This is a genomic window from Pantoea dispersa (assembly GCF_035783935.1).
GTDB lineage: Bacteria > Pseudomonadota > Gammaproteobacteria > Enterobacterales > Enterobacteriaceae > Pantoea > Pantoea dispersa_C.
Window position 1 is genome coordinate 251,084 of sequence record NZ_JALKOV010000003.1, and the last position, 22,905, is coordinate 273,988.

The 22,905-nt window shown below is 59.4% G+C and carries 21 protein-coding genes and 1 pseudogene; 12 read left to right on the forward strand and 10 right to left on the reverse strand.

Annotated elements, in window-relative coordinates; genetic code table 11:
- The first annotated feature begins 131 nt into the window (after positions 1–131).
- The 4 genes from argF (at position 132) to ridA (ending at position 3,257) form a co-directional block, all read left to right on the forward strand.
- Positions 132–1,139, forward strand: coding sequence for an ornithine carbamoyltransferase (argF, locus tag MXF20_RS08285; RefSeq protein WP_325968746.1), 1,008 nt, complete (start codon positions 132–134; stop codon positions 1,137–1,139).
- A 241-nt stretch (positions 1,140–1,380) separates the two neighbouring features.
- Positions 1,381–2,316: an aspartate carbamoyltransferase gene (gene pyrB / locus MXF20_RS08290; protein ID WP_021507680.1), complete on the forward strand. Its 936-nt coding sequence runs from the start codon at positions 1,381–1,383 to the stop codon at positions 2,314–2,316.
- An 11-nt stretch (positions 2,317–2,327) separates the two neighbouring features.
- On the forward strand, positions 2,328–2,792 hold the full coding sequence (pyrI, locus tag MXF20_RS08295; protein WP_325968747.1) for an aspartate carbamoyltransferase regulatory subunit: 465 nt from the start codon (positions 2,328–2,330) through the stop codon (positions 2,790–2,792).
- A gap of 78 nt (positions 2,793–2,870) precedes the next feature.
- On the forward strand, positions 2,871–3,257 hold the full coding sequence (gene ridA, locus MXF20_RS08300; protein WP_010615965.1) for a 2-iminobutanoate/2-iminopropanoate deaminase: 387 nt from the start codon (positions 2,871–2,873) through the stop codon (positions 3,255–3,257).
- Positions 3,258–3,348: 91 nt separating this feature from the next.
- Here the strand turns inward: ridA and MXF20_RS08305 are convergent, their stop codons facing one another.
- Positions 3,349–5,733 (reverse strand): beta-N-acetylhexosaminidase, encoded by a 2,385-nt coding sequence (locus MXF20_RS08305; protein ID WP_325968748.1) that lies wholly within the window; start codon positions 5,731–5,733, stop codon positions 3,349–3,351.
- Positions 5,734–6,009: 276 nt separating this feature from the next.
- Here MXF20_RS08305 and nrdD point away from each other — a divergent pair, with 276 nt between their 5' ends.
- Entirely contained in the window at positions 6,010–8,148 is a 2,139-nt protein-coding gene (gene nrdD / locus MXF20_RS08310) for an anaerobic ribonucleoside-triphosphate reductase (protein WP_325968749.1), read from the forward strand.
- Positions 8,145–8,609, forward strand: a pseudogene (gene nrdG / locus MXF20_RS08315) (anaerobic ribonucleoside-triphosphate reductase-activating protein); the annotation flags it as partial. The gene nrdD and the pseudogene nrdG, both read left to right, overlap by 4 nt.
- Here nrdG and MXF20_RS08320 read toward each other — a convergent pair.
- The gene (locus MXF20_RS08320; protein WP_325968751.1) at positions 8,604–9,638 is read right to left on the reverse strand and encodes a permease; all 1,035 of its coding nucleotides are present in this window, start codon (positions 9,636–9,638) and stop codon (positions 8,604–8,606) included. The pseudogene nrdG and the gene MXF20_RS08320 sit on opposite strands and share 6 nt — an antisense overlap.
- Positions 9,639–9,874: 236 nt before the next feature.
- Here MXF20_RS08320 and MXF20_RS08325 point away from each other — a divergent pair, with 236 nt between their 5' ends.
- Positions 9,875–10,396: a type 1 glutamine amidotransferase domain-containing protein gene (locus MXF20_RS08325; RefSeq protein ID WP_021507686.1), complete on the forward strand. Its 522-nt coding sequence runs from the start codon at positions 9,875–9,877 to the stop codon at positions 10,394–10,396.
- A gap of 34 nt (positions 10,397–10,430) precedes the next feature.
- Here the strand turns inward: MXF20_RS08325 and MXF20_RS08330 are convergent, their stop codons facing one another.
- Entirely contained in the window at positions 10,431–10,844 is a 414-nt protein-coding gene (locus tag MXF20_RS08330; protein ID WP_325968754.1) for a YhbP family protein, read from the reverse strand.
- Between the two features lie 77 nt (positions 10,845–10,921).
- Here MXF20_RS08330 and MXF20_RS08335 point away from each other — a divergent pair, with 77 nt between their 5' ends.
- Entirely contained in the window at positions 10,922–11,209 is a 288-nt protein-coding gene (locus MXF20_RS08335; RefSeq protein ID WP_325968756.1) for a GIY-YIG nuclease family protein, read from the forward strand.
- On the opposite strand, the gene MXF20_RS08340 is transcribed toward MXF20_RS08335, so the two are convergent.
- The gene (locus MXF20_RS08340; protein ID WP_325968757.1) at positions 11,193–11,699 is read right to left on the reverse strand and encodes an N-acetyltransferase; all 507 of its coding nucleotides are present in this window, start codon (positions 11,697–11,699) and stop codon (positions 11,193–11,195) included. The genes MXF20_RS08335 and MXF20_RS08340 overlap by 17 nt on opposite strands.
- The gene (ubiT, locus tag MXF20_RS08345) at positions 11,693–12,217 is read right to left on the reverse strand and encodes a ubiquinone anaerobic biosynthesis accessory factor UbiT (RefSeq protein ID WP_325968758.1); all 525 of its coding nucleotides are present in this window, start codon (positions 12,215–12,217) and stop codon (positions 11,693–11,695) included. The genes MXF20_RS08340 and ubiT overlap by 7 nt, the downstream gene beginning before the upstream one ends.
- 204 nt (positions 12,218–12,421) lie before the next feature.
- Between ubiT and ubiU the strand changes: the two genes are divergently transcribed.
- The 3 genes from ubiU (at position 12,422) to MXF20_RS08360 (ending at position 15,438) form a co-directional block, all read left to right on the forward strand.
- A complete protein-coding gene (gene ubiU / locus MXF20_RS08350) occupies positions 12,422–13,417 on the forward strand; it encodes a ubiquinone anaerobic biosynthesis protein UbiU (RefSeq protein WP_325968759.1) in 996 nt (331 codons plus the stop codon).
- Positions 13,418–13,426: 9 nt separating this feature from the next.
- Positions 13,427–14,311 (forward strand): U32 family peptidase, encoded by an 885-nt coding sequence (locus MXF20_RS08355; protein ID WP_325968762.1) that lies wholly within the window; start codon positions 13,427–13,429, stop codon positions 14,309–14,311.
- 116 nt (positions 14,312–14,427) lie between these two features.
- Entirely contained in the window at positions 14,428–15,438 is a 1,011-nt protein-coding gene (locus tag MXF20_RS08360; protein WP_021507693.1) for a luciferase-like monooxygenase, read from the forward strand.
- 3 nt (positions 15,439–15,441) lie between these two features.
- Here MXF20_RS08360 and MXF20_RS08365 read toward each other — a convergent pair whose 3' ends face one another.
- On the reverse strand, positions 15,442–16,356 hold the full coding sequence (locus MXF20_RS08365) for an AraC family transcriptional regulator (protein ID WP_325968763.1): 915 nt from the start codon (positions 16,354–16,356) through the stop codon (positions 15,442–15,444).
- 181 nt (positions 16,357–16,537) lie between these two features.
- On the opposite strand from MXF20_RS08365, the gene MXF20_RS08370 reads away from it, so the two are divergent.
- Positions 16,538–17,284 (forward strand): SDR family NAD(P)-dependent oxidoreductase, encoded by a 747-nt coding sequence (locus MXF20_RS08370; RefSeq protein ID WP_021507695.1) that lies wholly within the window; start codon positions 16,538–16,540, stop codon positions 17,282–17,284.
- Between the two features lie 65 nt (positions 17,285–17,349).
- Here MXF20_RS08370 and MXF20_RS08375 read toward each other — a convergent pair whose 3' ends face one another.
- The 4 genes from MXF20_RS08375 to pnp all read right to left on the reverse strand — a co-directional run bounded on the left by MXF20_RS08375 (position 17,350) and on the right by pnp (position 22,622).
- Positions 17,350–19,236: a DEAD/DEAH family ATP-dependent RNA helicase gene (locus MXF20_RS08375; RefSeq protein ID WP_325968764.1), complete on the reverse strand. Its 1,887-nt coding sequence runs from the start codon at positions 19,234–19,236 to the stop codon at positions 17,350–17,352.
- A gap of 16 nt (positions 19,237–19,252) precedes the next feature.
- Complete coding sequence (yrbN, locus tag MXF20_RS23420; protein ID WP_098053093.1) at positions 19,253–19,309, reverse strand: protein YrbN; 57 nt, start codon at positions 19,307–19,309, stop codon at positions 19,253–19,255.
- 105 nt (positions 19,310–19,414) lie between these two features.
- Positions 19,415–20,299 carry a lipoprotein NlpI gene (gene nlpI, locus MXF20_RS08380; RefSeq protein ID WP_021507697.1) on the reverse strand — a complete coding sequence of 295 codons (885 nt, stop codon included), beginning with the start codon at positions 20,297–20,299 and terminating at the stop codon, positions 19,415–19,417.
- Between the two features lie 190 nt (positions 20,300–20,489).
- Positions 20,490–22,622 (reverse strand): polyribonucleotide nucleotidyltransferase, encoded by a 2,133-nt coding sequence (pnp, locus tag MXF20_RS08385; RefSeq protein ID WP_325968766.1) that lies wholly within the window; start codon positions 22,620–22,622, stop codon positions 20,490–20,492.
- Positions 22,623–22,905 lie beyond the last annotated feature (283 nt).

Here is a 22,905-nt window from a genome sequence, read left to right on the forward strand (position 1 = left end):
CAATTATTTTCCCACACTGCCTCGCGCGCCACTACACAAAACAGAAAGTTTCTTATCGCTGGGGTTGAAAATGCATATTCATACGGTTAGATTGAATTTTAATTCATTATTGATGTAATGCGGAGCGCAGTATGAGTCAGCTGTATTCGAGACATTTCCTGAGATTGCTGGATTTTACCCCAGCCGAAATCACCGGTCTGTTATCACTCGCCAGTGAATTAAAACAGGCAAAGAAAAACGCCAGCGAAACCCAGTACCTGAAAGGCAAAAACATCGCGCTCATCTTCGAAAAAGACTCGACCCGTACCCGATGCTCTTTCGAAGTTGCCGCTTACGATCAGGGCGCTAACGTGACCTATCTTGGCCCGAGCGGCAGCCAGATCGGCCATAAAGAGTCGATGAGAGATACCGCACGCGTGCTGGGACGTATGTATGACGGCATTCAGTATCGCGGCTACGGTCAGGCGCTGGTGGAAACGCTGGCTGAACATGCCGGCGTGCCGGTGTGGAATGGCCTGACCACCGAGTTTCATCCAACCCAGCTGCTGGCTGATCTGCTGACTATGCAGGAGCATTTGCCGGGCAAAGCGCTGAGCGAGATGACGCTGGTGTACGTCGGTGATGCGCGCAACAACATGGGCAACAGCATGCTGGAAGCGGCGGCGCTGGTGGGGCTGGATCTGCGGCTGGTAGCGCCGAAAGGCTGCTGGCCAGAAGAGGAACTGGTGGCGCAGTGCCGCGCGGCAGCGCAGCACACCGGCGGCAAAATCACCCTGACAGAAGAGATTGCCGAAGGCGTACAGGGTGCCGATTTCATCTACACCGATGTCTGGGTGTCGATGGGCGAAGCAAAATCGGTGTGGGAAGAGCGCATCGCCCTGCTGCGTCCTTACCAGGTGAACAGCGCGATGCTGGCGCTGACCGGCAATCCGCAGGTGAAATTCCTGCACTGCCTGCCGGCGTTTCATGATGACCAGACCACGCTCGGACGCCAGATGGCGGAACAGTATGGCCTGCACGACGGCATGGAAGTGAGCAACGACGTGTTTGAATCGGACCACAGCATCGTGTTTGACCAGGCGGAAAACCGCATGCACACCATCAAAGCGGTGATGGTGGCAACGCTGGGCCAGCGCTAAGCCTGCGCAGCGCAAACGTTTACCTCGCGCGTGATTTCTGCTTGATGCGGCTCTGTGAATGCGTATAATGCGCCACAATTTGCCGGAGGAAACATGCAAAAGCGCAGCGCACAATTTGCCGCTCCCGTACGCCTGAATGCAGGCGGCGCACCTGTTTCTTTCCGTCATTCATCGATCGCCAGAAAGCCCCTGTAAAGGGGCTTTTTTTTGTCTGCAATCCGGCAGCGCAGAGGAGAGAGCTATGGCCAACCCGCTATATCGCAAGCACATTATTTCCATCAACGATCTCAACCGCGATGAGCTGGAGCTGGTGCTGCACACCGCCGCCCAGCTGAAAGCCCATCCGCAGCCGGAGCTGCTGAAACACAACGTTATCGCCAGCTGCTTCTTTGAGGCCTCAACGCGCACCCGCCTGTCGTTTGAAACCGCGATGCACCGGCTGGGCGCGTCGGTGGTCGGTTTTGCCGACGGCAGCAACACCTCGCTGGGCAAGAAAGGCGAAACCCTCGCCGATACTATCTCGGTGATTGGCACCTATGTGGATGCCATCGTGATGCGCCATCCACAGGAAGGCGCGGCGCGCCTGGCCACGGAGTTCTCGGGCGGCGTGCCGATTCTTAACGCCGGTGACGGCGCCAACCAGCATCCGACGCAGACGCTGCTCGATCTGTTTACCATTCGCGAAACGCAGAGCCGCCTCGACAACCTCAACGTGGCGATGGTCGGCGACCTGAAGTATGGCCGCACCGTGCATTCGCTGACCCAGGCGCTGGCGAAATTCAGCGGCAACCGCTTCTACTTCATCGCACCGGATGCGCTGGCGATGCCGTCCTACATCACCGATATGCTGGATGAACAGAACATTGCCTGGTCACGCCACGACAGCATTGAAGAAGTGATGCCGCAGCTGGATATTCTCTACATGACGCGCGTACAGAAAGAGCGTCTCGATCCCTCAGAGTATGCCAACGTCAAAGCGCAGTTTATTCTGCGGGCGGCCGATCTGGCCGGTGCGCGCGATAACATGAAGGTGCTGCATCCGCTGCCGCGCATTGATGAGATCACCACCGATGTCGACAGCACGCCGCACGCCTGGTATTTCCAGCAGGCCGGCAACGGCATCTACGCCCGCCAGGCCCTGCTGGCGCTGGTACTGAATAGCGAACTGGCACTGTAAGGAGCAGAGCGATGACCCACGATAACAAACTGCAGGTTGAAGCCATCAAACGCGGCACGGTGATCGACCATATTCCGGCGCAGGTCGGCTTTAAGTTGCTGTCGCTGTTCCGCCTCACCGAAACCGATCAGCGCATCACCATCGGCCTTAATCTGCCGTCCGGCGAAATGGGGCGCAAAGATTTGATCAAGATCGAAAACACCTTTCTGACCGACGATCAGGTCAATCAGCTGGCGGTGTACGCGCCGCACGCCACGGTGAATCGCATTGATGAGTATGAAGTGGTGGCGAAGATCGCCCCGACGCTGCCGGAACGCATTGAGCGCGTGCTGACCTGCCCGAACGGCAACTGCATCAGCCGCAGCGAGCCGGTGTTCTCCAGCTTTGCGGTAAAACAGCGCGATGACGATGTGCACCTGAAGTGCAAATACTGTGAGAAAGAGTTCGCACGCCACGTGGTGCTCGGTCACTGGTAATCGCCGGTTTCCTCCCTATAATGGGGCGAACATTTTCGCGGCGGGCAAGGGTTCGCCGCGCATGCCTAAGGAGAAACAATGTCTCGCGAAATCAGTACTGAAAAAGCCCCGGCAGCGATTGGTCCGTACGTCCAGGGCGTGGATCTCGGCAGCATGATCATCACCTCAGGCCAGATCCCGGTCGATCCGGCCACCGGCGCGGTTCCCGACGATATCGCCGCGCAGGCACGTCAGTCACTGGAGAATGTGAAGGCGATTGTGCTGGCCGCCGGCCTGCAGGTGGGCGACATTGTAAAGACCACCGTGTTCGTTAAAGACCTGAACGATTTCGCCACGGTCAACGCCACCTATGAAGCGTTTTTCACCGAGCATCAGGCCAGCTTCCCGGCGCGCTCCTGCGTGGAAGTGGCGCGCCTGCCGAAAGACGTGAAGATTGAGATCGAAGCCATCGCGGTACGTCGCTGATTTCGCTGTCATCAATCACCCAGCATGCAGGGAGCGATCGCCAGGTCGTCATCAATGACGACCTGGCATAGTTCGTAACTGCCAATCTTCCCTATCTCGACGATCGCAGCAGTTTCTCCAGCGGTCGCACCAGCGCCAGCACGGTTTCATCCTGCACCTGCGCCGCCGCATCCAGCTGCGCGTGCATCTGCGCCACTTCGCCTGCGCCATAAGCCTGGTTGCGCTCCAGCGCATTCACCAGATCCTGCCCCATCCGGCTCAGCTCCGCTACCTGTCGCACCTGCGGCTGCAGCGCTTTCAGCTGATAATTGCCCAGCACCAGCGGCATCACCGCATCGCTGTTGCTCTGCCAGCGCTGCAGCTGACGGCGTATGGCGCTGGCGGCGGCGTGATTACCGCGATTGGCGATCAGCGCATCCACCTGCTTATCCAGCTGCCGCACCGGCTCGCTCTCGACCGGCAATACGTCCGCCAGCCGGTTCAGCGGCTCAAAGTAGTCATAGTGCCCGGCCTGAAACTTGAGATGCTGACGGGTGTAATACTGCGCCGGCTCCAGCACTTCGGCCAGCACGCGCAGCGGCGTAATGTCGCTGCTGTTGGCCAGCCGCATCATCTGCACTTCCGCCTGCTGATGCTGCTGCAGACCGACCGACACCGTGCTCCAGCGATCGACAGCGCTGAGCCGCTGGTACATATTCTCGCTGTCGGTCACATCCTGCGCCGACCACAGCCGCTCCGCCACCACAAAGGCGCGCGGCCACAATCGCGTATCAATCACCCGGCTATTGACGTTCTCCGCCCACAGCGCGGCTTCGCCACCCAGGAGGTTCTGCTGCAGCTCCGCGGGCGTGGGCAGCACGGGCGCAATACCGGCCGGCATCTGCGCCAGCCTGCTGCCTGTGGTCGGATAGCGCACGTTGCCCACCAGCACATAGCCGGTCAGGCTGTCACGCGTCAGCGTCACCACCGGCTGAAACGGTCCCATCCAGCTGTCGACGCTAAAGGTCAGCTGCGTTGGCGACAGCCAGCGAATGTCGCTGACCTGGCGCCGCGCTTTGCCGCTGAAATCAATAAAGCCGCGCCAGCCGTTTTTGCCCGCAATCAGGGTAAAACTGCCCTGCACTGCGCTGCCTTTCAGACGCGGCATAGTGAACTGCCAGCTCTGCGCCTGTTCATCGGCGCGCAGCTGATCGACGCCGTTCAGCCCCTGCGGCCAGGGTTCGTTGCGATAGTGATACGCGGCGCTTTGCGGCTGGTCGAGATAAAAGCCGGTGGAGAGAATGCCGCGATACCCTTGTTTGACCACCTCGCTCAGCGCGTCCTGCCCCTGCCACGACTGAATCACGATATTTTTCGGCAGATCGGGATGGTACACCTCATCCCAGCCGAGCATGCGGCGCTGATGTGCGGCAAGAATCTTCTCAACCCGCTGGTTGAACCACGCCTGCAGCGCATGCGCGTCCTGCAGGCCGTGGTCGCGCATAAACTGCTGAATCTTTGGTGATTCGTTCCACTGGCTGGCATCGACTTCATCTCCGCCGATGTGAATATAAGGATCGGGAAAGATCGCCGCGACTTCGCCGATCAGCGTGTCGATAAAGCGAAACACCGCTTCATTGCTGGGATCGAGCAGCGGTTTGAAAACGCCCCAGCCGCGCTGCATGGCATACGGACCCGGCGCGCTCATCAGCTCCGGCATCGCTACGGCAAGGGCCGAAGCGTGACCGGGCAGGTCGATTTCCGGCACCACGCGCACGCCGCGCTGGGTGGCATAGCGCACCAGTTCACGCATCTGCTGCTGGCTGTAGAACAGGCCATCGCTGGCCTGCTGCTGCAGCTGCGGATAATGGCTGGAAGCAAAGCGCCAGCCCTGATCGTCGGTCAGGTGCCAGTGAAACACGTTCATGCGCGCCGCGGCGATACCGTCAATCTGCCGCTTGAGGGTATCCAGCGGCAGAAAGTGACGCACCGGGTCGATCAGCACGCCGCGCCACGGGAAGCGCGGGCGATCGTCGATGGTGACAAAGGGAATTTGCGTGCCGCTGGCGGTGTTGGCGATCAGCTGCAGCAGGGTTTCCATGCCGCGCATCGCGCCAAACCGGGTGCGCGCCTGCAGCAGTACGCCGCTGCTGCTGACCTGCAACCGGTAGCTTTCATCGCTGTCCGGCTGCGGCAGCGGATCGACCGCGTCGGCAATCTGGATCTGAATGGCCGGACGGTCGCTGGCCGGGCTGGCGGGCAGCAGCGGCCAGCCGGTTTGCCGCGCGATGCGGGCGCGCCAGCGCGCTTCGGCACCGTCGAGGTGATCGCCGGTGATGTGCAACGCAAATTGCGGCGTCAGGTTGAATGCGCCACCGCCAGCGGGCTGCGTCACCTGCTGTGGCCACGGCATCAGCGGCAGAACGCCCGCCGGTGCGGCCAGCGCGGAGAATGTCAGGGTCCAGCAAACGACCAGCAGCGTACGGGGCAGAAGCATGGTGGGCATCCTTGTGAACAAAACGGCGGGCCAGAGAAGGCGCAAAATGCTCATTAAACCTGTTTCGCTACGCAAAGCAAGTTGCGACCGGCTGAAGTTTGCCCGGCTTAAAACTTTCAGTGTAGCGGCCACTGAGCGTTGCACGGCTTTCAGGCGCTGGCCGCGCTTCTTTGCGACAGGTCAAAAATGGTGCGATTAATTTCCTCTGAAACACCACATGTTGCGATTACACTCCTTAAAATTATCTACATGTAGTTTCCGGCGGAGAAAGGGAAGATGGCAACGGTGGTGATTAAGCGTGACGGCTGCAGAGTGCCGTTTGATGCCCGGCGTATTGAAGCGGCGGTGCAGGCCGCGGCACAGGCGGCTCAGATTGACGATGCCGCCTGGTGCGCGGCGGTCGCTCAGCAGGTGAGCGACCAGCTGGCGACGCAGGCCGAAGTCGATATTCGCGACATTCAGTGTGCCGTGGAAGAGGCGCTGATGAGCGGCCGCTGGCCGCAGCTGGCGCGCGCCTATATCGAGTACCGTCACGACCGCGATCTGGCGCGCGAGCAACGCGGCAAGCTGCACCATGCCATCCGTGGCCTGGTGGAACAAACCAACGCGGCGCTGCTCAACGAAAACGCCAACAAAGACAGCAAAGTGATCCCGACGCAGCGCGACCTGCTGGCCGGCATCGTGGCCAAACATTATGCCCAGCAGCAGTTGCTGCCGCGCGATGTGGTGCTGGCGCACGAGCGTGGTGAGATCCACTATCACGATCTCGACTACTCGCCCTTCTTCCCGATGTTTAACTGCATGCTGATCGATCTGCGCGGCATGCTGACGCACGGCTTCAAAATGGGTAACGCCGAGATTGAACCGCCGAAATCCATCGCCACCGCCACCGCGGTGACCGCACAGATCATTGCGCAGGTCGCCAGCCATATTTACGGCGGCACCACCATCAACCGCATCGACGAAGTGCTGGCGCCGTTTGTCACCCTTAGCCTCGACAAGCATCGCCAGATTGCCGCCGAATGGCAGATTGCCGACGTGGAAGCTTATGCACGTGCGCGCACGGAGAAAGAGTGCTACGACGCGTTTCAGTCGCTGGAGTATGAGGTCAATACACTGCACACCGCCAACGGCCAGACGCCGTTTGTCACCTTTGGCTTTGGCCTCGGCACCGACTGGGCGGCGCGCCTGATTCAGCAATCGATTCTGCGTAACCGCATTGCCGGGCTGGGCAAAAACCATAAAACCGCAGTGTTCCCTAAGCTGGTGTTTGCCATTCGCGAAGGCGTCAACCGCCGCGCCGGCGACATCAATTACGACATCAAACAGCTGGCGCTGGAGTGTGCCAGCAAGCGCATGTACCCGGATATCCTCAACTACGACAAAGTGGTGGACGTCACCGGCTCGTTCAAAACGCCGATGGGCTGCCGCAGCTTTCTCGGCGTTTACGAGGAAAATGGCGAGCAGATTCATGAAGGCCGCAACAACATCGGCGTAATCAGCCTCAACCTGCCGCGCATTGCGTTAGAAGCCGAGGGAGACGAAGCGCGCTTCTGGACGCTGCTGGATGCGCGCCTGGCGCTGGCGAAGCGGGCGCTGATGACGCGCATTGCCCGGCTGGAAAAAACCAAAGCGCGCGTCGCGCCGATTCTTTACATGGAAGGCGCCTGCGGCGTGCGGCTCAACGCCGACGACGAAGTGGGCAAAATCTTCCGCAACGGCCGCGCGTCGATCTCGCTGGGCTATATCGGCCTGCATGAAACGCTTAACGCATTGAGCGGTAATACCGTGCATCCGTATGATGCCGCGCACCTGCGCGCAACCGGTGTGGCGATTGTGACGCGTCTGCGCCAGGCGGTGGATGCGTGGAAGGCGGAAACCGGCTACGGCTTCAGCCTGTACAGTACGCCCAGTGAAAACCTGTGTGACCGCTTCTGTCGGCTGGATGCCGCCGAATTTGGCGTGGTGCCGGGCGTGACCGACAAGGGCTATTACACCAACAGCTTCCATCTCGACGTAGAGAAAAAGGTCAACCCGTACGACAAAATCGACTTTGAAGCACCCTACCCGGCCATCGCTAACGGCGGCTTCATCTGCTACGGCGAATACCCCCACATCCAGCATAACCTGCGGGCGCTGGAAGACGTATGGGATTACAGCTATGACCGCGTGCCCTATTACGGCACTAATACGCCGATCGATGAGTGCTACGAGTGCGGCTTCAGCGGCGAGTTCAGCTGTACCAGCAAAGGCTTTACCTGTCCGAGCTGCGGCAATCACGATCCGGCGCGCGTCTCGGTCACGCGCCGCGTCTGTGGCTATCTTGGCAGCCCGGATGCGCGGCCGTTCAACGCCGGCAAGCAGGAAGAGGTGCAGCGCCGCGTCAAACACCTTGATACCGGACAGCTGGGATGATGCACATCCATCGCTATTACGATGTGGATATCGTGAATGGCCCCGGCACGCGCTGCACGCTGTTTGTCGCCGGCTGCGAACACCAGTGTCGCGGCTGCTACAACCAGAGCACCTGGCGGCCTGACTCCGGCGTGCCGTTTACGCTGGCCATGGAGGAGCAGCTGATCGCCGATCTGCAGGATCGGCGCATTCCACGTCAGGGGCTGTCGCTAAGCGGCGGCGATCCGCTGCATCCGCACAACGTGCCGCACATACGCCGGCTGGTGAAGCGCGTGCGCCGCGAGTGTCCGGACAAAGATATCTGGCTGTGGACCGGCTATACCCTGGCGGAGCTGAACGCAGCGCAGCGCGAAGTGATTGCGGAAATCGACGTGCTGATTGATGGACGTTTCATCGAAGCGGAGAAAGATGCGCGGCTGCTGTGGCGCGGCAGCCGCAATCAGACTATCTGGTATCTACGCCAGCCACAGTGCGAGTGTGCCGAGCAGCATGCCGCTGACGGCCACGCCGCAGAAGGCGATCCACAGTGCGCGCGGCGGGAACGCGCGATGCAGCATTAGTAGCGACGGCAGGCTGACCGCAGGCAGCGTCACCAGCAGCGCCAGCGCCGGCGCGACGCCCATGCCCGCCAGCATCATGGTTTGCACGATAGGGATTTCGGCGGCGGTAGGAATGACAAACAGGCAGCCGGCGATGGCCATCAGCATCACCCAGAACAGCGTATTGCCCACCGCACCGTCCGCGTGCGGAAACAGCCAGACGCGCGCGGCGCCGAGCAGCAGCACCGCAACGATATACAGCGGAATGGTGTTGCAGAACAGCCGCCACATCACGCGCAGCCAGCGCGTCACAAATCGTTCATGACGCAGGTCAGGCAACTGCGGCGCGGCGACGGCGGACGCCGGCACGCTACGCTGCACCAGCATGGCAATGCCCAGCACCATGACCAGCCCCGCTACCAGCCGGATAGCGGTAAACTGCCAGCCGAGCACGAAGCCCATAAATACCAGCGTTGCCGGATTCAGCAGTGGATTCGCCAGCCAGAACGCCATCGCGGCGCCGCCTGACACCTGTGCCTGGCGCAGCCCGACGGTGACCGGCGCGGCACAGCAGCTGCACATCATGCCCGGCAGGCCAAAACCGGTGCCGACCAGCACCGCCCCGACGCGGCGGCTGCCCATCAGGCGCAGCAGCCAGCGGCGCGGGATCAGCACCTGCACCAGCGAGCCCAGCACCACACCGAGCACCGCCGCTTTCCATACCGCGAGAAAATAGACCATGGCGTAATCCAGCGCAGCGCGCCACGGCGAATCTGCGGCACTGGCGAGGATCGAGCGGCCGATGGAATGGGTTTCTGCCGCCGTGAAGGCTTTGCCATAGTAAGGCTGCCATTTGACGTACCACAAGCCGATAAGCACCACGGCGAGGAACAGCAGCGGTTTCCACCAGGCGAAGCGGGCCGCCGGTGCAGGTGAGGCGAATTGGGTCATATCCGGTTCCGTATTCAACTGAATAACGTATGCCGCACCGGGGGTACGGCGGAGATCCCACAGTGTTAATCAGGTTATGTCCATCTGCCAGCATCGTCGCGCTTAAACTTGATCTGCCTCGAGAATTTAACCGCCGGTCATGCGCCGGCTGGCTTGCATTTCCGCGCTCAGGGTCCAGACTTGTCTGTTGAAACGTGTCACGCACAGCTGGTGCGTGACCAGCAAGGAGGAGAAAGATGAGCAAGAAAATAGCGGTTCTGATTACCGATGAATTTGAAGACTCAGAGTTTACCTCACCGGCCGAGGCCTTCACCAAAGCGGGCCATGAAGTGGTCACCATTGAGATGCAGGCGGGCAAAACCGTGAAGGGAAAACAGGGCAAAGCCGAAGTCAAAATCGACAAGGATATTGACCATGTCAGCCCGGCCGAGTTCGACGCGCTGCTGCTGCCCGGTGGTCATTCGCCTGACGCGCTGCGCGGTGACGATCGCTTTGTCACCTTTACCAAAGAGTTTGTCGCCAGCGGCAAACCGATTTTCGCCATCTGTCACGGTCCGCAGCTGCTGATCAGCGCGAACGGCGTGCGCGGTCGCAAAATGACCTGCGTGAAAGCTATCGCCATCGATCTGCGTAATGCCGGCGCGGACTTTTACGATAAAGAGGTGGTGGTGGATGATGACAAGCTGGTTACCAGCCGCACGCCTGAAGACCTGCCCGCGTTTAACCGCGAATCCCTGCGCATTCTGAACGCAGCGTAAGGCGGTCGCCCGGTGCGCCTCTGCGCGTGCCGGGCTAACGCTGCCAGACAATCTTTTTGCCAAACCCCAGCGCGTTATCGGTCATTTTCAGCTCATCAAGCGTAATTTCCCACAGCGGCGCGGTGACTTTTTTTGCCACCGGAAAGCGCGACTGATAGGCCTTCAGCGCCTGCGCCTCATCAGTCAGCTGAATACGCCCGCTATACTGCACGCCTTTAATCAGCAACACCGTTTTCGGCTGACCGTTCACCGTGCCGGCGACGCGTGGATCACGCGCCATCAGCGCGCCGTGACGCGTATCGGCTTCGGTCATCAGCCAGAACGCCATGCGCGCTTCATCGAACACGTAGAAACAGTTGGCGCACCATAGCGCATCACCGTCGCTGGCACACAGCGACAGCACGTGCTGCTTTTTCAGATAGCGAATCAGATGAGAATGGTCAGACAAGAGCAACTCCGTGCGTTGATAGCGATGCGGCCGCAGGCGCGTTACACTGCCCGCCAGCACATGAACGAGGTTTGTAAATGGAACAGGGCTGGCAGCTGTATATGCTGCAAACCGCCGCCGGGATGCTTTATACCGGCATCACCACTGACGTCGACCGTCGCCTGCAGCAGCACCAGCTGGGTCGCGGTGCCCGCGCGCTACGCGGCAAAGGTCCGCTGACGCTGGTGTTTCACTGCGAGGCCGGCGATCGCGCCGCGGCTTCCCGGCTGGAGTATCAGGTTAAACAGCTAAGCCGGGCGCAGAAACTGCTGCTGGTTGCCCAGCAGCCGGTCTGTTTATCCACGTGGTTTAGTCAGCGTGATTGAAGGGTGCCGCAAAGTCCACCAGCCCTTCCGCACCGTCGAACGCGTCGTCGGCGAGTTTATACACCTGAAACGCCGCCTCGCTGCCGGGCCAGCGGCAGTGTAAGCCGTGACGCGCCGCCGGGGCAAAGCCGAGCGGATTGTAGAACTGCGGATCGCCCAGTACCACCACCGCGCTGTAACTGAATTCGTTGAGCGAATCGAGCCCTTCGTATACCAGTTGCTTGGCAATGCCCTGGCTGCGCACGGAGGCATCGACCGCCAGCGGCGCCAGCGCCACCCAGTTACGATCTTCGCCCTGCAGAGTTACCGGACTGAAGGCAGCATAACCCAGCACCTGGCCTTCATCATCGGTGGCCACCACGCCCAGCGTCAGTAAACCGTCTTCACGCAGCTGCTGCACCAGTTCCGCTTCCGCCGCGGTGGCAAAACTGCGCTTTAGCAGGCTATCGATGCCCGCTGCGTCTACACCAATTTCAGTACGAATCAACATGAGATCCCCGCGCGCGCCTCAGCGGCCTTCGCATCCTGTTTCATTCCTGCCTCAACTAAGGCAGCCAGCTGCAGCAACCCGGTGCGCAATGGCGTGGGCATGGCATCCAGTTCAATGGCATCCATCAGATTCTTCACCTCCAGTCCCAGCTCCGTGTCGCCTTCAATCACCAGACGGCGCTGAAAGAACAACATATCGGGGTCGGCTTTGCGTGCTGCCACCAGCAGCAGATCGTTAGCTTCGCCACGAAACCAGACATCTGCTGCGGCGTCGCGCGAAACGGTCAGGCGCCCGTCCTGCAGCGTGGTGATCCAGCGCAGATTGACGTCCGCGATCTCAATGCCGAGATAGCGCCCTTGCAGAAAGTCTAACTCACCTTCAGCCAAAGCATGACGAAATTGCCAGTTTAGGAGTTGTTGCAAAACCGTTTTCTTCACGGCGAATGGCGTCAGCGACACCGGTAAGGCGAGGAATTCCGGCCCTTTTTCAATTAACAGGCCGCGTAAGCGCGCGAACATAAGCTGCACTCCCTTGAGAAAATTTTATCTATATTGCCACATCCGTCGGCTTTCGCCTCAACCGGGATCAAGGAAATCGCCCCGCGTCTGTGCGAAAATTCTCCATTCCGCCCCATCAATGCCGCTTTCACTGCCTTAAATCAACATTGCTGCGCCTGCGCTTCCCTACACTCAACGGCGTTCAGAATCCGGGGAGGAAATTGTATGGAACTGCTGTGTCCGGCGGGGAATTTACCTGCGCTGAAATCGGCGGTGGAGCACGGCGCTGATGCGGTGTATGTCGGCCTGAAAGATGACACCAACGCCCGCCACTTTGCTGGCCTCAATTTTACCGATAAGAAACTGGCAGAAGCCGCGCGCTTCCTGCATCAGCACCGGCGTAAGTTGCACGTGGCGATCAATACGTTCGCCCATCCCGACGGTCTCAACCGCTGGCAAAGCGCCATTGACGTCGCCGCGCAGAACGGTGCTGATGCGCTGATTCTGGCCGATATCGCCACGCTGGAGTACGCCGCCAGACGCTATCCGCAGCTTGAACGCCACCTGTCAGTGCAGGCGTCCGCCACCAATCTGCAGGCCATTCAGTTTTATCATCGTCACTTTCAGCTGAGCCGCGTAGTGCTGCCGCGCGTGCTGTCGATGCATCAGGTGAAGCAGCTGGCGCGCGAAACGCCGGTGCCGCTTGAAGTGTTCGCCTTTGGCAGCCTGTGCATCATGGCCGAAGGCCGCTGCTATCTCTCGTCGTGGCTGACCGGTGAGTCGCCGAACAGCGCGGGTGCCTGTTCACCGGCTAAATTTGTGCGCTGGCAGCAGACGGCCCAGGGCATGGAGTCGCGTCTGAACGAAGTACTGATTGATCGCTACGCCGCCGATGAGAGCGCGGGCTATCCGACGCTGTGCAAAGGGCGCTACGAAGTGGACAACCAGCGCTATCACGTGCTGGAAGAGCCCACCAGCCTGAATACCCTGGCGCTGCTGCCGGAGCTGCTCCGCGCCAATATTGCGTCGGTGAAAATTGAAGGACGTCAGCGCAGCCCGGCCTATGTGGCACAGGTGGCTAAAGTGTGGCGTCAGGCGATCGATCGCTGTATGGCCGATCCGCAACAGTTCACGGTGCAGGATCCGTGGATGCGCGCGCTCGGTGAGCTTTCCGAAGGCAGCCAGACCACGCTCGGTGCCTATCACCGCGACTGGCAATAAGGAGACCGTATGAAATACGCCATCGGCCCGGTGCTGTGGTACTGGCCTACCGCCACGCTGGAACAGTTTTACCAGCGCGCCGCAGAGAGCAGCGCAGAGATTATTTACCTCGGCGAAGCGGTGTGCAGCAAACGCCGCGCCACGTCTTTCAGCCAGTGGATGGAGATGGGCCGCACGCTGGCGGCCAGCGGCAAACAGGTGGTGCTGAGCACGCTGGCGCTGCTGCAGTCGCCTTCGGAAGTCAAAGAGCTGCGCCGCTATGTGGAAAACGGGGAGTTTTTGCTGGAAGCCAACGACATCGGCACCGTGAACATGGCCGCAGAGCGCAAGCTGCCGTTTGTCGCGGGTCCCACCCTGAATGTGTATAACGCCCAGACGCTCCAGCTGCTGCTGCAGGAGGGCATGACGCGCTGGTGCATGCCGGTGGAGATGTCACGTGACTGGCTGATTCAGCTGTTGCAGCAGTGCCATGACGCTGGCCTGCGCGACCGGTTTGAGGTTGAAGTGCTCGGCTATGGCCATCTGCCGCTGGCGCTGTCGGCGCGCTGTTTTACCGCGCGTTCCGAAAACCGTGCCAAAGATGATTGCCAGACCTGCTGTATTGATTATCCCACCGGGCGCCGCGTGCTGTCGCAGGAGGGCCAGCAGGTATTTGTCCTGAACGGCATTCAGACCATGAGCGGCTACTGTTACAACCTCGGCAATGACCTCGCCGGTATGCACGGCTGGATCGATATTGTGCGTCTGTCGCCGCAGGATGCGAGCACGCTGACGCAGATCGATCGCTTCCGCGCTAACGAAGCGGGTGAAGCGCCGCTAATGATGGCGCGCGGCAGCGACAGCAACGGTTACTGGCGCCGCCTGGCCGGAATGGCGCTGGATAGCGGCGGTTAAAGGCACATTCCGGCTATATTCCTGCCGTTATTAGCAGTTTTAATATGGGTAATGATGCGTAATACTGACTGGTGCAGGTTTACTTATCACCTGCGCCATCCTTTGCTGGAGTACCCATGTCTGAGAAGAAAACTGTTCGCCTGTCCGTGCTGGATCTGGCCCCCATTCCGCAAGGCTCGTCTGCGCGCGATGCCTTCCATAATTCGCTGGCGCTGGCGCGTCAGGCTGAAGCCCTTGGCTTTCATCGCTACTGGCTGGCCGAACACCACAACATGACCGGCATCGCCAGCGCCGCAACGTCGGTGCTGATTGGCTATCTCGCCGCTAACACCGAAACGCTGCGCCTCGGCTCCGGCGGGATCATGCTGCCCAACCACGCACCGCTGGTGATTGCCGAACAGTTTGGCACCCTGGAATCCCTCTACCCTGGCCGTATCGATCTCGGACTGGGCCGCGCGCCCGGCTCCGATCAGCGCACCATGCTGGCGCTGCGCCGTCATCTTTCGAGCGCCCAGGCCGACAGCTTCCCGGAAGATGTGGCCGATCTGATCCGCTGGTTCGATGCCGAAGAGGGCGAGCATCCGCCGGTGCAGCCGGTGCCCGGCCTCGGGCTGAAAATTCCGGTGTGGCTGCTGGGGTCCAGCCTGTACAGCGCGCAGCTGGCGGCGCAGCTCGGCCTGCCGTTTGCCTTTGCTTCGCACTTCGCGCCTGACCTGCTGCTGCAGGCGCTGCATCTGTATCGCGAAAAATTCCAGCCCTCTGCGCGGCTGGCAAAACCGTACGCCATGGTGTGCGTCAACGTGGTGGCAGCAGACAGCGATCGTGATGCGCGCTTCCTGTTCACCTCGATGCAGCAGCAGTTCATTAATCTGCGTCGCGGCAAGCCCGGCCCGCTGCCGGCCCCGGTGGAGAACATGGATAACCTGTGGTCGCCGTCCGAACAGTATGGCGTGCAGCAGGCGCTGAGCATGTCAGTGGTGGGCGATAAAGATAAAGTGCGTCACGGCCTCGCCGCGCTGCTGCGCGAAACCCAGGCGGATGAGATCATGGTTAACGGCCAGATTTACGATCCGCAGGCGCGCCTGCGTTCGTTCGCGCTGGCGATGGAAGCCGCGCGCACGCTGTAAGCCTTACTGCGGTGGGGCGAGTTCTTCCGGCCCCACCGCCATCTTGCGCACATCGCGCGCCGGTGACTGACCGTAAAAACGGCTGTACTCCCGGCTGAACTGCGAGGCGCTCTGATAGCCCACCCGATAGCCCGCCGTCCCGGCATCCAGCTTCTCAATCATCATCAGCCGGCGCGCTTCGTTGAGCCGCAACTGCTTCTGATACTGCATCGGTGTCATCGCCGTAACCGCCTTGAAATGATGGTGCAGCGATGAAATGCTCATGCCAACGCTGCTGGCCAGTTGATCCACCTTCAGCGGCTGATGAAAGTTTTCACGCAGCCAGCGCGCCGCGCGCGCCACTTTGTTGCCCGGGCGCTCGGTCAGCGCCATGTTGAGAATGCGCGGCCCTTCCGGCCCGGTCAGCAGGCGATAGAAAATCTCCTGCTCAATCAGCGGCGCCAGCGCGGCGATATCCTGCGGCTGATCCAGCAGCGCCACCAGCCGTATCACCGCATCCACCAGCGGTGGCGCGACTTTGTGGACGGTAATGCTGCGTTCGGTAGCAGCGCTGCCAATCTGCTGCGGCGGGAAATGCTCCAGATAGCGCAGCAGGCGCGCTTCGTTGATGGTGATGCCGACGCCAAGACTGGGTTTCTCTGGCGTCGCCAGCACCACGCAGGACTGCACCGGCATGTCCATGGTGACCAGCAGCAGATCGCCCGGCCCGTAATGCATCACATCATCGCCCATGCGCAGGGCTTTCTGCCCCTGTGCCATCAGCGCAAAACCCGCCCAGCTGGCAATGTGCGCCAGACTGGTGGGGCGCGAGCTACGGCCGAAAGAGAGAAAATCAATCGCGCTGGCGGTGCGCCCATCCTGCTGCGCGTGACGGGCAATCATCGCCACCAGCTGCTTCCACTGTTCCTGATGAATCATGCGTTATGCACTCCGCGATGAAAAATCACTGAATCCCCATTCTTACCTGTCGCTACGATTGCGCCTAGTCCCTGCGCCACAGATTTGCAGGATCGTGCAAAAAGCTTGCAGGATTGCGCTACCGCATAAAGCGGCAACAGCGCATGCTTTACTCACCCGAAATCTCAGGTGGAGAGACACAATGCAAGCACTTGAAGGCAAAATTGCGCTGGTGACGGGCGCGTCGAAAGGCATTGGCGCCGCCATCGCCATGACTTTCGCCGCGGCTGGCGCCCGGGTGGTGGTGAATTATCGTCAGGATGAAGCCGGCGCGGCAGATGTGGTGACCGATATCTGCGCGCTGGGTAGCGACGCCATCGCCGTGCAGGCCGATATTTCACGCGAAGCTGACGTGCAGCGCCTGTTCGCCAGCAGCATTGCGCAGTTTGGCGCGCCGGATATCGTGGTTAACAACGCCGGCATGTTTCATCATGGCGACTTCGCCAGCCTCAGCGTCAGCGACATGCAGCAGCAGCTCAACGTGAATCTGCTGGGTACGCTGCTGGTGTGCCAGCAGGCAGCGCAGCATTTCCCGGCGCGCGGCGGCTGCATCATTAACCTCAGCGCCCTGAACAGCCAGCGCAGCCTGCCCGGTTCGGTACTGTGGTCAGCGACCAAAGGCGCAATCGATACCTTAACCCAGGGACTGGCACGTGAGCTGGGCCCGCGCAATATTCGCGTTAACGCGCTGGCGCCAGGGATTATCCTGACCGAAGGTTTGCTGGCAGCGAAAAAAATGAATGCGGAATTTAAAGCGCAGCTGATTGCCGCCACACCGCTGGGGCGCTTTGGTCTGCCGGAAGATGTGGCGCAGGTGGCGCTGTTCCTGGCGTCGGAGGAGTCGGCTTATGTCACCGGTGAGCGCGTGCTGATTGCCGGCGGCGTGTAAAGCCCGCATTACAGATATAAAAAAAGGACGCTTGCGCGTCCTTTTTTATTTTAAGCGATTAACGCTTATGCATCACGGCGACGTGGTGCAGCAGCGCCTTCGTCGCGACGTGGGCCACGGCCACCTTCACGGCTGAAACGTCCGCCTTCACGACCGCCTTCGCGACGCTCGGAGAAGCGACGCGGTGCGCCACCTTCACGGTTGCCACCCTCACGGTTACCACGACGCTCACCGCCGAAGTCACGACCGCCGCTACGACGCTCGGTGCGCTCGTGTGGCTGTGCATCGCCCAGCAGCTGCATATTCATCGGCTTGTTGAGAATACGCGTACGCGTGAAGTGCTGCAGAACCTCACCCGGCATGCCTTTTGGCAGCTCGATAGTGGAGTGAGTACCAAACAGCTTGATGTTACCGATGTAACGGCTGCTGATGTCGCCTTCGTTAGCAATTGCGCCCACGATATGACGCACTTCAACACCGTCATCACGGCCCACTTCAATGCGGTACAGCTGCATTTCGCCAACGTCACGACGTTCGCGACGTGGACGATCGCCACCTTCGCGGCTGTCACGACGTGGACGGTCACCGCCACGCTCATCACGGTCACGGAATTCACGACGCTGTGGACGCGGTGCATCCGGTGGCAGAATCAGTGGACGTTCGCCCTGCGCCATTTTCAGCAGTGCCGCGGCCAGCGTTTCCATATCCAGCTCTTCTTCTGGCTGCATTTTTGCCAGCAGCGCACGGTACTGATCCAGATCGCTGCTTTCCAGCTGCTGCTGTACTTTCGCGGCGAACTGCGCCAGACGACGCTGGCTCAGCAGCTCGGCGTTAGGCAGCTCAACTTCCGGAATGGTCAGCTTCATGGTGCGCTCGATGTTGCGCAGCAGACGACGCTCGCGGTTCTCAACGAACAGCAGCGCTCGGCCGGCACGACCCGCACGACCGGTACGGCCGATACGGTGCACATACGATTCGGCATCCATCGGGATATCGTAGTTAACTACCAGGCTAATACGCTCAACGTCGAGACCACGGGCCGCAACGTCGGTGGCGATCAGGATGTCCAGACGACCGTCTTTCAGGCGCTCCAGCGTCTGCTCACGCAGTGCCTGGTTCATGTCGCCGTTCAGCGCGGCGCTGTTGTAGCCGTTACGCTCCAGCGTCTCTGCCACTTCCAGCGTGGCATTTTTGGTGCGCACGAAGATGATGGCAGCATCGAAGTCTTCTGCTTCGAGGAAGCGAACCAGCGCGTCAGACTTACGGCCGTAAGCGGTCCAGTAAGACTGAGAAATGTCCGGGCGCGTAGTGATGCTGGACTGGATTCGCACTTCCTGCGGATCCTTCATGAAACGCTTAGTGATACGGCGAATCGCTTCCGGCATCGTCGCGGAGAACAGCGCGGTCTGATGACCTTCCGGGATCTGCGCCATGATGGTTTCTACGTCTTCGATGAAGCCCATACGCAGCATTTCATCGGCTTCGTCCAGTACCAGACCACGCAGGTTAGACAGGTCAAGGGTACCGCGTTTCAGGTGATCCAGCAGGCGGCCCGGCGTACCGACCACGATCTGTGGACCCTGGCGCAGCGCGCGCAGCTGCACGTCATAACGCTGGCCACCGTACAGGGCCACGACGTTAATGCCGCGCATATGTTTAGAGAATTCTGTCATCGCTTCAGCAACCTGAACCGCCAGTTCGCGGGTCGGTGCCAGCACCAGGATTTGCGGTGCGCGGACAGAAGGATCAACGTTGTTCAGCAGCGGCAGCGAGAACGCTGCTGTTTTACCACTACCGGTCTGCGCCATACCCAGCACATCACGGCCCGCCAGCAGGTGAGGAATACACTCAGCCTGGATTGGCGATGGCTTAACGTAGCCCATACCGTTCAGTGATTCGAGGATGTCGGCGTTCAGGCCCAGATCAGCAAAAGTGGTTTGAATATCAGTCATGTAGTACACGTGCCTCTTAGATTGCGGCGGCCAGTCTACATAACTCGTCGTGAAAACTTTCAGTCATTTTCATCAAAAAGTGTGAACCGGCTCAAATTAGAAGTTTTGACGAACAGAAAAGCCCTCACCTGTTCAGGCGATGACTTTACGGGTAAATCAGGCAATAAAAGTTCGTCAGCTATTGCTGGTCAGATTCTGATAAATCGTCTTGTGTCTGGCCGAGTTGCGCCAGTTCCAACAATGCGTATCGGTGTTCAACAAAGTTATTGACGTTGTTGGCCACCGCCAGTTTGAACAACGCTTTCGCGTCGTCCTTCTCCCCCAGACTTAGGTAGTACTTACCTAAATAGAAGTTGGTTTCACTGAGATGTTCAGCGAGCGAGGTGTTATCCGTTGCGTCCGCCTTGAGACGTTCCATCAATGTTTTTTCACTGATGTCGCCCAGGTAGAACTCGACAATATTCCATCCCCATTGGTCCTTAGCCGCTTTGTCGTAACGTTGTTGAAGCGTTACTTTCGCTTTGTCAGCATCCATCTCGCGTTCAACGAGGTAGAGCCACAGGCTGCGGAACGGATCGTTAGGATCGTCTTGATAAAACGCCAGCAGATCATCTTGCGCTAACTTGTATCGACCGCCGTAATAGAGGGCGATACCACGGTTTAAATGCGCATAGTTGTAAGTTGGATCAAGCTCAAGTACAGAATCAAACGCTTCATAGGCAGCATCAAAATTGCCTGCCTGCGTTAAGTAAATGCCGAGATAGTTAAACACTTCCGGCATATCCGGTCTTATAGACAACGCTTGCGAGAAATCGTTTCGCGCTAAAGCCCTCAGACCCAAACTATCATACAACACTCCGCGCTCATATAACAGCTGTGCGCGTTCATCATCGGTCAGGGCCCGACTGGCAAGAATTTGTTCCATTCGCGCCAGAATGACCTCTTGCTGCAGTGTGGGCTGCAAAGGTACCGCCAGAACTTCGTTCTTACGCCAATTGGAGTTGCTGCATCCTGCCAGCGTGATAGCTGTCGCAACAAAACACCAGCGCAAAAAAGGCTTCATTTCCCACTCCCGAATACAAACATTGGGATAACCATCCTGTCATCCGCCTGCTATGCACAAGGGTTCCCGCCCTCGCGATGATACCCGTCCTGCTTCAGCTAACTGGTGCGCTGACCAGCGCGCGACGCATTTCGGGTATACAAACACCGCTCCCCGCCAGCTGGCAGGGAGCGGCTAATCAGGAAAACGCTTACTCAGCGTCAGGTGCACTCACCGCAGCGGTTTCTTCTGCTGGCTTCTGCTCTGTCGCTTCTTTGATGCTGAGACGGACGCGGCCCTGACGATCCACTTCCATCACTTTAACTGGCACTTCCTGGCCCATCTGCAGGTAGTCGGTCACTTTCTCTACGCGCTTGTCGGCGATCTGAGAAATGTGTACCAGACCTTCTTTACCGCCGCCGATTGCCACGAAGGCACCGAAATCAACGATACGGGTCACTTTACCTGAGTAGATACGGCCCACTTCGATCTCGGCGGTGATCTCTTCGATGCGACGAATCGCCTCTTTGGCTTTCAGGCCGTCGGTCGCAGCGATCTTCACGGTGCCATCATCTTCAATCTCGATGGTGGTGCCGGTCTCTTCGGTCAGCGCACGGATAACCGAGCCGCCTTTACCGATGACGTCTTTGATCTTGTCAGAGTTGATCTTGATGGTGTAGATGCGCGGCGCGAACTCGGAGATCTCCTGACGCGGCGTGCTGATCGCCTGTTCCATCACGCTCAGGATGTGCAGACGCGCACCCTTAGCCTGGTTCAGTGCCACCTGCATGATTTCGCGGGTGATACCTTCGATTTTGATGTCCATCTGCAGCGCGGTGATACCGTCACGGCTACCGGCTACTTTGAAGTCCATGTCGCCGAGGTGATCTTCGTCGCCGAGGATGTCAGACAGCACCACGAACTTCTCGTCTTCTTTGACCAGACCCATCGCGATACCGGCTACGGCTGCTTTGATCGGTACACCGGCATCCATCAGTGCCAGCGATGCACCACACACGGAAGCCATAGAAGAAGAACCGTTCGATTCGGTGATTTCTGACACGACGCGTACGGTGTACGGGAACTCGTCCTGTTTTGGCATTACGGCCAGCACGCCACGCTTCGCCAGACGGCCGTGACCGATTTCACGACGCTTCGGTGAGCCAACCATGCCGGTTTCGCCCACAGAGTACGGAGGGAAGTTGTAGTGGAACAGGAAGCTGTCAGTACGCTCACCCATCAGCTCATCAAGGTTCTGTGCGTCGCGCGCAGTACCGAGAGTAGCAGCAACCAGCGCCTGCGTTTCACCACGGGTAAACAGTGCAGAACCGTGGGTACGCGGCAGTACGCCAGTGCGCACGTCCAGACCACGGATCATATCTTTTTCACGGCCGTCGATACGCGGTTCGCCGTTCAGGATACGGGTACGCACCACGTTCTTTTCCAGGCTGTGTACGATGTCACCGATTTCGGCATCATCCAGCGTTTCGTCTTCGGCCAGCAGGGCTGCGATGGTTTCGTCTTTGATCACGCCAACCTGCGCATAACGCTCCTGCTTATCCGTGATGCGGTAAGCATCGCTGATGCGCGCTTCGGCCAGGGCTGCAACGCGTGCGATCAGCGCATCGTTGGCGGCTTCTGGCTGCCAGTCCCAGCGTGGTTTGCCGGCTTCAGCGACCAGCGCATTGATGTTCTCAATGACAACCTGCTGCTGGTCGTGGCCGAACACCACAGCGCCCAGCATCTGATCTTCGGTCAGGATTTCCGCTTCAGATTCCACCATCAGTACCGCATTCTGCGTACCGGCAACCACCAGATCCAGGCGAGACTGTTTGATCTCATCTGCGGTTGGGTTGAGCACGTACTGATCGTTGATGTAACCGACGCGTGCCGCACCGATTGGGCCATTGAACGGAATGCCAGACAGTGACAGCGCAGCAGAAGCACCGATCATCGCAACGATGTCCGGATTAACCTGCGGGTTCACGGACACAACAGTCGCGATAACCTGCACTTCGTTCACGAAACCTTCCGGGAACAGCGGACGCACAGGGCGGTCAATCAGACGCGCGATCAGGGTTTCGCCTTCGCTTGGACGACCTTCACGACGGAAGAAGCTGCCCGGGATACGGCCAGCGGCGTAGGTACGTTCCTGGTAGTTAACTGTCAGAGGGAAGAAGTCCTGACCGGCTTTGGCTTTTTTCTGGCCCACAACGGTAACGAATACCGCGGTGTCGTCCATGCTTACCATTACGGCTGCGGTGGCCTGGCGTGCCATCATGCCGGTTTCCAGCGTGACGGTATGCTGACCATATTGGAATTTGCGTACGATCGGGTTCAGCAAAATTTAAGTCCTTAAATTCGTGGCAAAGCCTGCGCGGCCCGCCGGGGATTACCGATCTTTAGTTGCATCCTCGCGACTAATGACAACCTTAACCGCCCCTGCGGTAAAGCCTCTCATTAGCCGCGCGAACCTCTGCAAGCAAAGATCACTCTCAGCAACAATACATGAGTTTGGTCCGGATTGCTGCCGATTGCTCGAAAAAAGGGGCCATAAAGGCCCCCTTTTCGCGAAACTCGCACAAATCTGATCGTCAGATGCGGGTTTTTGCATACTGCATGCGCTA

What these genes read in the sequence shown, in the direction of transcription:
- argF (WP_325968746.1), top strand. Translation starts at nt 132, where the DNA reads ATGAGTCAGCTGTATTCGAGACATTTCCTGAGATTGCTGGATTTTACC.
- pyrB (WP_021507680.1), top strand. Translation starts at nt 1,381, where the DNA reads ATGGCCAACCCGCTATATCGCAAGCACATTATTTCCATCAACGATCTC.
- pyrI (WP_325968747.1), top strand. Translation starts at nt 2,328, where the DNA reads ATGACCCACGATAACAAACTGCAGGTTGAAGCCATCAAACGCGGCACG.
- ridA (WP_010615965.1), top strand. Translation starts at nt 2,871, where the DNA reads ATGTCTCGCGAAATCAGTACTGAAAAAGCCCCGGCAGCGATTGGTCCG.
- MXF20_RS08305 (WP_325968748.1), bottom strand. Translation starts at nt 5,733, where the DNA reads ATGCTTCTGCCCCGTACGCTGCTGGTCGTTTGCTGGACCCTGACATTC.
- nrdD (WP_325968749.1), top strand. Translation starts at nt 6,010, where the DNA reads ATGGCAACGGTGGTGATTAAGCGTGACGGCTGCAGAGTGCCGTTTGAT.
- MXF20_RS08320 (WP_325968751.1), bottom strand. Translation starts at nt 9,638, where the DNA reads ATGACCCAATTCGCCTCACCTGCACCGGCGGCCCGCTTCGCCTGGTGG.
- MXF20_RS08325 (WP_021507686.1), top strand. Translation starts at nt 9,875, where the DNA reads ATGAGCAAGAAAATAGCGGTTCTGATTACCGATGAATTTGAAGACTCA.
- MXF20_RS08335 (WP_325968756.1), top strand. Translation starts at nt 10,922, where the DNA reads ATGGAACAGGGCTGGCAGCTGTATATGCTGCAAACCGCCGCCGGGATG.
- MXF20_RS08340 (WP_325968757.1), bottom strand. Translation starts at nt 11,699, where the DNA reads ATGTTGATTCGTACTGAAATTGGTGTAGACGCAGCGGGCATCGATAGC.
- ubiT (WP_325968758.1), bottom strand. Translation starts at nt 12,217, where the DNA reads ATGTTCGCGCGCTTACGCGGCCTGTTAATTGAAAAAGGGCCGGAATTC.
- ubiU (WP_325968759.1), top strand. Translation starts at nt 12,422, where the DNA reads ATGGAACTGCTGTGTCCGGCGGGGAATTTACCTGCGCTGAAATCGGCG.
- MXF20_RS08355 (WP_325968762.1), top strand. Translation starts at nt 13,427, where the DNA reads ATGAAATACGCCATCGGCCCGGTGCTGTGGTACTGGCCTACCGCCACG.
- MXF20_RS08360 (WP_021507693.1), top strand. Translation starts at nt 14,428, where the DNA reads ATGTCTGAGAAGAAAACTGTTCGCCTGTCCGTGCTGGATCTGGCCCCC.
- MXF20_RS08365 (WP_325968763.1), bottom strand. Translation starts at nt 16,356, where the DNA reads ATGATTCATCAGGAACAGTGGAAGCAGCTGGTGGCGATGATTGCCCGT.
- MXF20_RS08370 (WP_021507695.1), top strand. Translation starts at nt 16,538, where the DNA reads ATGCAAGCACTTGAAGGCAAAATTGCGCTGGTGACGGGCGCGTCGAAA.
- MXF20_RS08375 (WP_325968764.1), bottom strand. Translation starts at nt 19,236, where the DNA reads ATGACTGATATTCAAACCACTTTTGCTGATCTGGGCCTGAACGCCGAC.
- nlpI (WP_021507697.1), bottom strand. Translation starts at nt 20,299, where the DNA reads ATGAAGCCTTTTTTGCGCTGGTGTTTTGTTGCGACAGCTATCACGCTG.